The 11,993-nt window shown below is 40.9% G+C and carries 12 protein-coding genes; 2 read left to right on the forward strand and 10 right to left on the reverse strand.

What is annotated here, in order from left to right; translation table 11 throughout:
• The first annotated feature begins 63 nt into the window (after positions 1 to 63).
• A complete protein-coding gene (galE, locus tag M1F91_RS04715; RefSeq protein WP_247912835.1) occupies positions 64 to 1,062 on the forward strand; it encodes a UDP-glucose 4-epimerase GalE in 999 nt (332 codons plus the stop codon).
• A 77-nt stretch (positions 1,063 to 1,139) separates the two neighbouring features.
• On the opposite strand, the gene yidD is transcribed toward galE, so the two are convergent.
• The 10 genes from yidD to M1F91_RS04765 form a co-directional block, all read right to left on the reverse strand.
• A complete protein-coding gene (gene yidD, locus M1F91_RS04720) occupies positions 1,140 to 1,394 on the reverse strand; it encodes a membrane protein insertion efficiency factor YidD (RefSeq protein ID WP_247912836.1) in 255 nt (84 codons plus the stop codon).
• Complete coding sequence (locus tag M1F91_RS04725; protein ID WP_247912837.1) at positions 1,394 to 2,119, reverse strand: pseudouridine synthase; 726 nt, start codon at positions 2,117 to 2,119, stop codon at positions 1,394 to 1,396. Before M1F91_RS04725 ends, yidD begins: the two co-directional genes overlap by 1 nt.
• Positions 2,106 to 2,675: an SMC-Scp complex subunit ScpB gene (scpB, locus tag M1F91_RS04730; protein ID WP_247912838.1), complete on the reverse strand. Its 570-nt coding sequence runs from the start codon at positions 2,673 to 2,675 to the stop codon at positions 2,106 to 2,108. Before scpB ends, M1F91_RS04725 begins: the two co-directional genes overlap by 14 nt.
• Before the next feature lie 12 nt (positions 2,676 to 2,687).
• Positions 2,688 to 3,422 (reverse strand): segregation/condensation protein A, encoded by a 735-nt coding sequence (locus M1F91_RS04735; RefSeq protein WP_247912839.1) that lies wholly within the window; start codon positions 3,420 to 3,422, stop codon positions 2,688 to 2,690.
• The gene (xerD, locus tag M1F91_RS04740; RefSeq protein ID WP_247912840.1) at positions 3,422 to 4,156 is read right to left on the reverse strand and encodes a site-specific tyrosine recombinase XerD; all 735 of its coding nucleotides are present in this window, start codon (positions 4,154 to 4,156) and stop codon (positions 3,422 to 3,424) included. Before xerD ends, M1F91_RS04735 begins: the two co-directional genes overlap by 1 nt.
• A complete protein-coding gene (gene cbpB / locus M1F91_RS04745) occupies positions 4,153 to 4,614 on the reverse strand; it encodes a cyclic-di-AMP-binding protein CbpB (RefSeq protein WP_247912841.1) in 462 nt (153 codons plus the stop codon). The genes xerD and cbpB overlap by 4 nt, the downstream gene beginning before the upstream one ends.
• Positions 4,611 to 5,132, reverse strand: coding sequence for a metallophosphoesterase (locus M1F91_RS04750; RefSeq protein WP_247912842.1), 522 nt, complete (start codon positions 5,130 to 5,132; stop codon positions 4,611 to 4,613). The genes cbpB and M1F91_RS04750 overlap by 4 nt, the downstream gene beginning before the upstream one ends.
• Positions 5,108 to 6,079, reverse strand: a complete 972-nt coding sequence (locus tag M1F91_RS04755) for a nucleoside-triphosphate diphosphatase (protein WP_247912843.1) — start codon at positions 6,077 to 6,079, stop codon at positions 5,108 to 5,110. The genes M1F91_RS04750 and M1F91_RS04755 overlap by 25 nt, the downstream gene beginning before the upstream one ends.
• Positions 6,076 to 6,870: a glutamate racemase gene (gene racE, locus M1F91_RS04760; protein ID WP_247912844.1), complete on the reverse strand. Its 795-nt coding sequence runs from the start codon at positions 6,868 to 6,870 to the stop codon at positions 6,076 to 6,078. The genes M1F91_RS04755 and racE overlap by 4 nt, the downstream gene beginning before the upstream one ends.
• A 207-nt stretch (positions 6,871 to 7,077) precedes the next feature.
• Complete coding sequence (locus tag M1F91_RS04765; RefSeq protein WP_247912845.1) at positions 7,078 to 7,323, reverse strand: YneF family protein; 246 nt, start codon at positions 7,321 to 7,323, stop codon at positions 7,078 to 7,080.
• Between the two features lie 314 nt (positions 7,324 to 7,637).
• On the opposite strand from M1F91_RS04765, the gene M1F91_RS04770 reads away from it, so the two are divergent.
• Positions 7,638 to 11,993: SIALI-17 repeat-containing surface protein (locus M1F91_RS04770; protein WP_247912846.1), on the forward strand; the 4,356-nt coding region annotated here is incomplete at its 3' end.

Consider the following 11,993-nt stretch of genomic DNA (forward strand, 5'->3'; position numbering starts at 1 on the left):
AAATATTTGACTTTTTCTTCTACATTTTTTAAAATAGAACAAAATTAGAAAAAGGAAAAAATCATGACTAAAACAATTCTTGTTACAGGAGGGGCTGGCTACATTGGCTCACATACTGTCAAAGCTCTTTTAAATGCTGGATATCAGGTTCATGTCCTAGATAACCTCTCTACAGGACACCGTTCAGCTGTAGATAATCGTGCAAACTTTAAACAACTTGACGTTTATGATGCTAGTGCCTTAAAAACCTACTTGGAAGAAAATAAAATTGATGCAGTTCTGCATTGTGCAGGTGAAATTGTTGTTAGCGAAAGTATTGAAAACCCAAGCAAATACTTCACTGCCAATGTTGCTGGCATGAACCAAGTTCTTAAAGTCTTATCTGAAGTTGGCATTCAAAAAATCATGTTCTCTTCAACTGCTTCCCTCTATGGTAATAACTGTATTGACAAGCCAGCGACTGAAGATACCTTGCTCGACCCTGTTAACCCTTATGCAGAAACAAAATTGATGGGCGAACGAATGATTTACTGGATGGCTAATCGTTATGATTGGAAATATGTCATTTTCCGCTATTTCAATGTAGCTGGTGCAGAAATGGATGCTTCAAATGGTCTCCGTGTAAAAAATCCAACTCACATCATTCCCAACATCAACAAGACTGCATTGGGACAAAATGATAGCCTAAAAATATTTGGAGATGACTACGATACACGTGACGGTTCATGTATTCGGGATTACATTCATGTCTTGGACCTTGCACAGGCTCATGTTAAAGGAATGAACTACCTATTTCAAGAAGACAGTTCTTCTCAAATCTTTAACTTAGGAACTGAAAAAGGTTATACCGTCAAAGAAATCTTTAAAACTGCTGAAGAATTACTGAATCAAAAAATACCACACGAAATTGTTGCTCGCCGTGCTGGTGACCCAGCTAGCGTCCTAGCAGACGCATCAAAAGCTAAAAAATATCTTGATTGGAAGGCTAGCTACTCCCTTGAAGATATTATTTTATCAGATTATCGTTGGCGAGTTAAAGAGGGTAAAAATATTTTAGAATAAATAACAGAAACATCAATAATAAATAAAAACACAGATAGATGGCGCTTGATAAATACCAAGTATCATCTATCTGTGTTTTATACATTAATATCCATTTTTTTTGAATTTCTCTTTAAAGAAAAGTGATCTGGCACGGGGTCCTTACCTATTTCAGACCAAGGATGACATCGCAATATCCGTGCCAATCCCATCAGAACCCCCTTAAATCCATGCTTTTCAATAGCCTGAATCATGTAGTTTGAACAAGTAGGCTCAAATCTACAAGAAGGTGGGAATGCAGGAGATATAAAGCATTGGTAAAAGCGCACAGGTGCAATTAAGATTCGTTTCATTATTTATTAGTTGTTACAGCCATGGTGTGTAGTTGGCTGATTTCCTTTTTATTGAGACGACGTGATTCTCCTGGACGGAGACCTGTCAAGTCTAGGTGTCCAAAACGTGTCCGTGATAACTTATCCACTTGAAGCCCAACTGCTTCAAACATCTTTTTAACCTGGTGGTTACGTCCTTCATGAATGGTCAGTTGTACTACAGAACGGTTTTTAACAGGATCTACTTTGAGAATTTCGTAGACGGCCGGCTTAGTCTTCTTGCCATCAATCTCAAGACCACGAGTTAAGGGACGAAGATTTTCCTTGTTAGCAATCCCTTTTACACGCGCCACATAGACCTTATCGATTTCATTACGTGGGTGAATCATCTCGTCTGTAAAGTCACCATCATTTGTCAAAATCAAGACACCTGATGTATCCCAGTCCAAACGTCCTACAGGATAGATACGATCTTTCACATTAGGCAAAAGATCCACAACAGTCTTACGTCCCTTATCATCTGTCACACTAGAAATCACTCCGCGCGGTTTATTGAGCAGATAGTAAACCTTTTCTTCGTTATAGATGGGTTGGCCCTCAACCTCAACCTTATCACCAGACTTAATGGTTGTCGCTAATTCACGTACTACCTGACCGTTAACAGTCACCAAGCCTTGCTTGATCAACTCCTCTGCTTTTCTCCTACTGGCCACTCCTGCGTGGGCAATGTACTTATTGATTCTCATCTTCTTCTATCCTTTCACCAAATAATTGGCTTTCTTGTGCTTGAATTTCAAGCTCATCAATCACAGGCAGTTCTTCCAAATGGTTAATACCCATGTAATCTAGAAAATAATCCGTAGTTACATAAAGATTAGGGCGACCAAGAACCTCTTTTTTTCCGTCTTCTCGTATCAAGTCAAAGGCCTGTAACTTTGCCAAGGCTCCACTCGAATTAACCCCACGAATAGCGTCAATTTCTATACGTGTGATAGGTTGCTTATAAGCAATGATGGACAAGGTTTCAAGCGCAGCCCGAGATAGACTCTGGTTGATTGGCGCCTTAGAATATTCCTTCAAAATAGCTGCAAATTGAGGCTTGGTTACCAATCTGTAGGCACCTCCTGTCTCAATCAGTGCCAGACTAGAATCCTGGTCTTTTTCATACTTTTTGGCTAATTTTTCTAAGCTTTGCTGAATTCCTGTTGGTGGTAACGATAAGAGTTCTGCCAACTGGCGAGCCCTAATCCCATCTTCACCTGACACAAACAGGAGTGCTTCTATTTTTGCTAAAGTACTCATACTTCCTCTCTATCAAGCCTGACTTTGCTCTACTTGACTTTCCTCATTCTTTTTCATGAGATAGATATCTCCAAAACTCTCTTTTTGAATCAAGAGAATTTCTTGGGTTTTAATCAACTCCAAGGTTGCTAAAAAAAGTGTAATGACCTCTTGTAAATCCTTGGTTTCTTTAAACAAATCCTGCAGACGTAGTTGTTGCCCTTCTACCAGGGCTTCCCGAACGATGACCATCATATCCTCAATCTTATACTCATCTCGTAAAATGGTTGTATGGTTTTTCGAGAATTCTTCCTTTTTCTTGGTCAGTAAGGTTGAAAAGGCTAAGAAAAGATCAATCGTGGTCTTATCATGCACGAGTTCTGCATCTTCGTAAATTAACTCTGTCGGTGCTTTTGAGTAATATTGAGCTCGTTCTTGGTGCTTGACTTCCAACTGCTCTCCCAAAAGTTTAAACTTGCGGTATTCTTCAATCTGAGAAAGGAGATCTTGCTCTAGGTCATCCTCTAAATCAGACACTTCCGCAACCTTTGGCAAGAGCTTACGACTTTTGATCAGCATCAGTTGGCTAGCCATCACCATATATTCACCTGCCACTTCTAAACGCATGGCTTGTAAGGTTGATATGTAGGCTAGATACTGCTCAATAACCTCTGTAATAGGCACATCATAGATATCCATCTGGTACTTTGAAACCAAGTGTAAGAGCAAGTCCAAAGGCCCTTCAAAATCTTTTAATTTAATATCCATTATCTATATTTTTCTAAGGTCATGACTGTTTTTAATCCCAATTTTTTGGCGATTTCGTACAAGTCAACCTTCTCTTCAATTTGTCTCAGTATAAACTGTTCTCTCAATCCTTGAGCCGATAAATCTGCAAAACCTTTTTCCTTTAGAAAGGCTTCTAACTGACGAAAGGCCCATTGACGAGAGTATGGCCTACCAGCTTTTTCAAAGAGGTAGGTCTGTCCCATCAAGGGTTCTAACTCTGCAAGTAATTTTGTGGGAAGACTCAAGATTCTTTGTTGAGAGGCTTTATTGATTCTCAACACTTGAAAATCTAGATTCACATCACTTATTTTTATGGTTAGAATTTCACTAGGCAAGAGGCCCAATTCAACTATCAATAAGGCTATTAAACGCCCTTCTGGATAGGTACTTTCTTGCCAGAAAGAACTCAAGTCTAAAATCTCTGACTTGACTTGTTTTTTCTCAGCCTGTTTCGGCAATTCCAAACGATAAAAGGTGCCAATCTTTCCTTTCTGGTATAAAAAGTAAAGAAATTGATTGCAGGCAGAAACTTTACGCTTTTGGGCACTAATTTTAAAATTTGATAGTTGGGCTTGGTAGATTTTTAAACTTGTCTCAGAAATTCGTTCTCCAATAAGATCTAAAAACTGCTCCAAGTCATATTTATAAGACTGTTTAGAATTACTAGATAGATTTTGCTTTTCTTCTAAAAATGTTAAAATCCATTCTCTCATTTGCTTCGAATCTCATATTCCTTACTAAAATCATGCAGGAGGGCATTGACAGCTTTGAGGATTGACTTCCGCGTGATAATCCCTTGGAAAATACCATCCTTATCAACGACTGGCAGGAAAGACTCATCCACTAGCTTATGTAAAACATCCGTCAATGTATAGTTTGGATTAACTACCGCGACATCCTTCTTTGTCATGTGAACAATATCCATATCCGCCATGATTTCCTGACTCAAACCCTGCTCCATTTGATATGCAAAAATATCTCTAAGCCCTATGGTCCCAACAAATTTTTTCTCAGCAGTCACTACTGGAACTCGTGTATAAGTCATCTGGCTAAGGAGGAGAATTGCATGATCTGCATTGTGAGTATCAATGAGCACAGCCAAATTTTCAGCAGGAGTCAAAAAGGTTTCCTCTTGCTCCAGCAAAAAGAGTTCAAATTCTTTGGCAATCATCGAGCAAACTCCTTGGATAAGCCAGGATAAACCTCATGATTACGTGTCAAAAAGTCCACTTTGAAATAGCTGTCATCAATCTCTACACGAGCGTAGAGACATTCTCTGATGGTTCCACGTGGTTGGCTGATAGAACCTGGATTTAGAAAGAGGGTCTTCCCTTCCATCCAAGCATTTGGCACATGCAAGTGACCATAGAGACAGATATCAGCATCTTCTTCTTGGGCCCAGAAATCTAGTTTTTGGAAATTGAAGTTAATGTCAAATAAGTGTCCGTGGGTCTGGATAATCTTGGTAGGACCCAGTTGAGTCACTAAGCGTTCTGGATAATCTGAATAGAAATCCATGTTTCCTCTAACTACCTGAATCCCTTCCCAGAGTGGTGAATCTGGGCGAAGCTCCGAGTCACCATCGTGAAAAATGGCATCAACTTTCCCAAGATAGCGATCACGTATTTTTTCTACAATCAAGCTATCTCCGTGGGAATCGCTCATTACAATGATGGTTTGCTTTGCCATGATGGAAATACCTCCAAAAGTTTCTTAACGGCTAAGGCACGGTGAGATTGACTATTTTTTTCTTCAAGGGTTAATTCAGCTGATGACTTGCCTGTTTCTCCTACTAGGAAAAGAGGGTCATAGCCAAAACCATTTTCACCCTTAGGTTCAAAGTTAATGTAGCCTGGCCAATCAGCTTCGACCACCAAGCTTTCCTTACCTGGGCTAGCCACAACCAAAGTGGTGTGGAATTGTGCCGAACGGTCCTTGAGTTCAAAGACCATGGCTAATTCGTGCAAGAGTTTAGCATTGTTTTCCTGGTCAGTGGCTCCCACTCCTGCAAATCGAGCTGACCAAACGCCTGGCAATCCACCGAGGACATCGACTTTAAGACCTGAATCATCTGCTAGAACCATCTTGCCTGTCAATTTAGAGATGGTTTCAGCCTTAAGGCGAGCATTTTCTTCAAAGGTCATACCGGTTTCAGCAACTTCAGGCAGATCTGGGTAATCATTGAGATTCTCCACATCATATCCAAGTTTGTCAAAGATAGCACGAAATTCCTTGGTCTTCCCTTCATTACGAGTCGCTATCAACAAGGTTTCTCTGACTTTGCTAGTTTCAAAGAAGGCTTCGACATCTACTCCTTCTTTAGGTAATTCCACATGCAAGAGTTGTCCATTTTCAACTAAGAGCAAGGCACCTTGGCGTTGAATGACTTCCAAGTTTCGACCGGCTTCTGCGTTTAAAATCTCAACGATAAAAGAGAGCAAGCGGAAGTTGGAAGTCCAGCGCATTACCGTAATCGTGATTGGAAAACCATTTTCCTCATCACGGAAAATGCGAGCCAAATCCATAAAATCGAGATCAAGAGGATCTTTTATGAGGCTATAGATTCCACCGTAGACGTCCCAGACACCTACATACCAGTCCTTGTCATCCTTGTATTCATAAATTTTGTTTGTCATAATGTTACATGCTCCACATGAATCTCTTTTTCTAGCCATTCCGCTCCAATCTGAGCAAAACTATGGCTATTTGCAGTCGTATAAAAACGGTGTTGTAGAGGCCCTGCATCGCGGCCACGATTAATCTCGAAGTAATTAAGTAATACAGAAATATCACGTACACACTCTGCACCACTATCAATCAGTTTTACTTCTGGTCCCATCACATTTTGGATAATGGGTCTTAGAAGCGGGTAGTGGGTACAACCCAAAATCAAGCTGTCTACCTTGCCCACTAATGGACGCAAGGTTTCATAAACTACTTTCTTGGTCACACTGGTTGAAAGGGCCCCAGACTCAACCAAGGGAGCAAACTTAGGGCAGGCCAAACTTTCAACTTGCAAATTTGGATCTAGGTCATGAATTTTTTGACGATAGATATCTGATTGTACTGTCATCGGTGTTCCAATCACACCGATTCTCCCACCCTGACTTGCTTTGATAGCAGCTGAAGCACCCGGTAAAATCACTCCAAGAACAGGAATATCGAGTTTGGATTTAATTTCTTCCCAAACAACTGCTGTTGCAGTATTGCAGGCGATGACAATCATCTTGACATCCTTAGTCAAAAGAAAGTTGACCAACTGCCAAGTATATTCACGAATTTGCTCAGCAGGACGAGGCCCGTAAGGTGCCCGTGCCGAATCTCCAATATAGACGATTTCTTCATGTGGAAGCTGGCGCATGAGCTCACGTACAACGGTCAAGCCTCCAACGCCCGAATCCAAAAAACCAATTGGTCGATTATCCATACAGTCTTCTTTCTAGTCTTATTTTTCTGATTGATAGTTCATTATCATTACATTTCTCGCTGAAATTTCTGACAGACTGGTAAACTCCAGACTATCTCCCTCTTAATCATAATCAAATATCAATAGAATGCAAGGAAAAAGTCTTATCCTTAAATATCAGTTGAACATAGTGAGAAGTCTGGAATTTTCATCCCAGACTTTTCCTATTTATTTCTTTTTATTGTTAGCAAGGGCTGCTTTTTGTTGGCGAATGATTTGGTGGTAAACTTGTTGTACCTTAGCTTCGCTTGGCTTTTGACCATTTGCACTCAACAGAGTACGAACTGCTTCTGCATTCAAACGTGGGTTATTAGCAAATTCTTTTTCAATTTGCTTGCGCACCAAGTACATTCCTCCAAGAGCTCCACCTAGAAAAGCTAAAACAATCAATACAATTGCTAAAATAAGGTCCATAATATTTCTCCTGTTTCTTTTTGAATCTTCTATATTATACCATAAAGTCCCACGCCTGACTAGTTTGATTTACGCTTTCAAAAGGGTAGGGCATTACTCAGATTCTTTTTCTGCTCTAATCTTTTTTAATTCAATAAAATTAAAAAAAGAACTAAAATTTGGTAAAATAATTCAGTTTTTCCTGAAAAACCTTGCATTGAATCGATTTATTTGCTATATTAAGATTATACAAAACAAAGGAAACATCTTTCTGCAAGGCTTCTTTTTTTTACAAGAAAATGTATGCGCTTACAGATTTGAGAAAGGAGATTTCTATGGACAAAAGATTTTGGGAGAAATCCTGTAAGTATAGCATCCGAAAATTGACCGTTGGAACTGCTTCTGTTTTACTGGGAGCTGTTTTTCTAGCAACACAGAATGTCGCTGCCGATGGCATCGAAGTGAAAGAAAATCAAGCAAGTGTCAGTGAGACTAAGGTTCAAGTGAATACAAAAGTAGAGGAACCCACTCAAGAGGATAAGGAAAATCAACCAAGCACAGAAAATCAAACTTCTACTGAATTAGCTGATAAAGAGATACAAGCAGAAAAAGAAACACCTCAGACCAATAGTCAATCTGAGACTAACGCTGTAGCTAAACCTTCTGAAAACAAGGAGAGTGAAAAACCAGAACTTCCTATGACTAAGCAAGAAAACTATCAACTTCATTACGACCAACCAACTGCTCCTTCTTATGACGGCTGGGAAAAACAAGCCCTGCCAGTCGGAAATGGAGAAATGGGGGCAAAAGTTTTTGGGCTCATCGGTGAAGAAAGAATCCAATACAATGAAAAAACTCTCTGGTCTGGTGGACCGCAACCGGATAGCACCGACTACAATGGAGGAAACTATCAAGACCGCTATAAGGTCTTAGCAGAAATTCGTAAGGCATTGGAAGAAGGAAACCGCCAAAAAGCAAAACAATTAGCGGAGCAAAATCTCGTAGGACCAAACAATGCTCAGTATGGTCGTTACTTATCTTTTGGTGATATCTTTATGGTCTTTAACAACCAAAAGAAAGGCTTGGAGAATGTTACCGACTATCATCGTGGCTTAGATATTTCTGAGGCCATCTCGACCACTTCTTATACCCAGGACGGAACAAACTTTAAACGCGAAACCTTCTCTAGCTATCCTGACGATGTTACTGTGACCCACTTGAGTAAAAAAGGGGATAAGACCCTTGATTTTACACTCTGGAATAGCTTGACTGAAGATTTGATTGCGAATGGCGACTACTCCTGGGAATATTCGAATTATAAACAAGGGGCAGTTACGACTGATTCTAATGGTATTTTGCTCAAAGGAACTGTCAAAGATAATGGTCTGAAATTTGCTTCCTATCTTGGAATCAAGACGGACGGACAAGTCACTGCTCAAGATGGCTATTTGACTGTTACTGGAGCCAGCTATGCGACCCTTTTACTCAGTGCCAAGACCAACTTTGCTCAAAATCCAAAAACCAACTATCGTAAGGATATTGACCTAGAAAAAACTGTCAAGTCTATCGTCGAAGCTGCCAAGGTAAAAGATTATGAAACTCTAAAAAATGACCACATCAAGGACTATCAAAGTCTCTTCAATCGTGTTCAACTAAATCTTGGCGGTAGCAAGTCTAGCCAAACTACCAAAGAAGCTCTGCATACCTACAACCCAGAAAAAGGGCAAAAACTAGAAGAACTCTTCTTCCAATACGGACGTTATCTACTCATCAGTTCTTCTCGTGACCGGACAGATGCCCTTCCTGCCAACTTGCAGGGAGTTTGGAATGCTGTAGACAATCCACCTTGGAACTCAGATTACCACCTCAATGTCAACCTTCAGATGAACTACTGGCCTGCCTACATGAACAATCTTGCAGAAACTGCTAAGCCAATGGTCAATTATATTGATGACATGCGCTACTATGGTCGTATCGCTGCTAAAGAATATGCAGGTATCGAATCCAAAGAAGGTCAAGAAAACGGTTGGTTGGTTCATACTCAGGCAACACCATTTGGCTGGACAACTCCAGGTTGGAATTATTATTGGGGTTGGTCTCCAGCTGCCAATGCTTGGATGATGCAAAACGTCTATGACTACTACAAATTCACCAAGGATGAAACCTATCTCAAAGAAAAGATTTATCCAATGCTCAAGGAAACAGCCAAGTTCTGGAATTCCTTCTTGCACTATGACAAATCTAGTGACCGTTGGGTATCTTCTCCATCCTATTCACCAGAGCATGGAACCATCACGATTGGAAATACCTTCGACCAATCTCTTGTTTGGCAACTATTCCACGACTATATGGAAGCAGCCAATCACCTGAAGGTCGACCAAGACTTGGTGACAGAAGTGAAGGCTAAATTTGACAAGCTCAAACCACTTCATATCAACCAAGATGGTCGCATCAAGGAATGGTACGAAGAAGACAGTCCTCAATTCACTAATGAAGGAATTGAAAACCATCACCGTCACGTTTCTCATCTAGTTGGTCTCTTCCCAGGTACTTTATTTGGCAAGGATCAGCCTGAATACCTAGAGGCAGCACGCGCAACCTTAAACCACCGTGGAGATGGTGGAACGGGTTGGTCCAAGGCCAATAAAATCAACCTCTGGGCCCGTCTGCTTGATGGAAATCGTGCCCATCGCTTATTGGCAGAACAGCTCAAATCTTCAACTCTTGAAAACCTCTGGGATACACACGCGCCTTTCCAAATCGATGGTAACTTTGGTGCAACCAGTGGGATGGCAGAAATGCTCCTCCAATCACACACTGGCTACATTGCCCCATTACCAGCCCTTCCAGATGCATGGAAAGACGGGCAAGTTTCAGGTTTAGTCGCTCGTGGCAACTTTGAAGTCAGCATGAAATGGAAAGAAAAGAATCTTGAAACGCTATCTTTCATTTCTAATGTTGGCGGAGATTTAGTCGTAGACTATCCAAATATTGAAGCTAGCCTCGTCAAGGTTAACGGTAAGGAAGTGCAAGCAAGTCGCATCAAAGACAATCGCATCCAGATTTCTACTCAAAAGGGCGATGTCATTACCTTTGAAAACTTCCCTGGCCGTATCACACGTCTAACTGCTCAACGAAAAGATTCAACGACTGCAGAACTCAATTTCAATGTTGTTGAAGGGGCGACTCATTATGTCATCCATCGAGAAAGTAGCGATGAAAACAGTCAAACCTCTACGGTACGTGAGTTTACAACCATTCAAACTCGTTTTATCGACCGTTCTATTGATTCAAGCCACGCTTATACATACACTGTTCAGGCTATTTTAGGAGACCGCTCAACACCTATTTCTGATGCTGCTTCTATTGATTCCTTTAGTGAGTTGGTAGATGACCGTGACAACCGCATCCAGTACGGAGCTGCCTTTGGAGATTGGTCTGACTCAGAACTATTTGGTGGAACCGAAAAATACGCCGATATCTCAAATGGAAATTATTCCGATAAAGATGCAACTGCGACAATTCCTTTCAATGGCCCTGGAATTGAAATCTACGGACTCAAATCTTCTCAATTAGGACTTGCTGAGGTTACAATCGATGGCAAATCTGTTGGAGAGCTTGATTTCTATACAGATGGAGCTACTGAAAAGGGTGTCCTAATTGGTCGTTTTACAAATCTTTCTTCAGGCCCTCACCTCATGACCATCACTGTTAAACGAGAACATAAGGGACGAGGAAGTGAACGTTCAAAAATTTCCTTAGACTACTTCAAGATTTTCCCAGGGCAGGGAGAAACCGTTGAGAAAATAGATGATCGTGATTCTCGTATCCAATACGGTTCAGCATTTAAAGACTGGACTGATGCGGAACTCTATGCCTCTACAGAGAAATATGCAGATATTAATGCAGATGAGAGTCTCGCTCCTGAAGCAACTGCAAGAATTCCATTCTCTGGTACAGGTATCCGTATCTATGGACTGAAAACATCTGCCCTTGGCAAGGCACTTGTAACACTCGATGGAAAAGAAATGCCAAGCCTTGACTTTTACACTGCCGGAGATACTGAAAAAGGAGCATTGATTGGAGAGTTTACTAATCTAGCAGATGGCGACCATGTCCTAACTTTGAAAGTGGACCCAGATTCTCCAGACGGTCGAAAGAAAATCTCTCTTGATTCATTCGATATTCTAAAAGCTCCATCAGTATCATTAGATACACCAAGCCTCGAACCTATAAAGGTAGAAGATAAGACAGTTACCCTAACTTTACCAACTGGTAACTGGGATGCTGTAGCTGTGACATTCCCTGGTGTTACAGATCCCCTAGTCCTAAGAAAAGTCGATGAAAATCATCTTGTCACTTCTGGCGAGCAAACTATATTAAGCATAAAGGATAACAAGGTAGAAATCGGCATTCCTGAAACTACGGAACGTAAAACTGGCAATCCAATAGAAGCTTATGCTATCCTAGGAGAAACACGAAGCAGTACTATTGTAACAGTCTTTCCAAAAGGGGAAACTGCACCTGTAGAAGATCAAGTTGTTACAAGCAAAGGTGACGAGCCTGCTCCAGTAGTAACCATTCCTGAATATACTGACCCAATTGATACTGCGGGAGAACAGGAAGCGCCTATTGTGGATATTCCTGAGTACACTGAGCCTATCGGTACTGCGGGAGAACAGGAAGCGCCT

The organism is Streptococcus sp. oral taxon 431 (assembly GCF_023110115.1).
Classification (GTDB): Bacteria; Bacillota; Bacilli; order Lactobacillales; family Streptococcaceae; genus Streptococcus.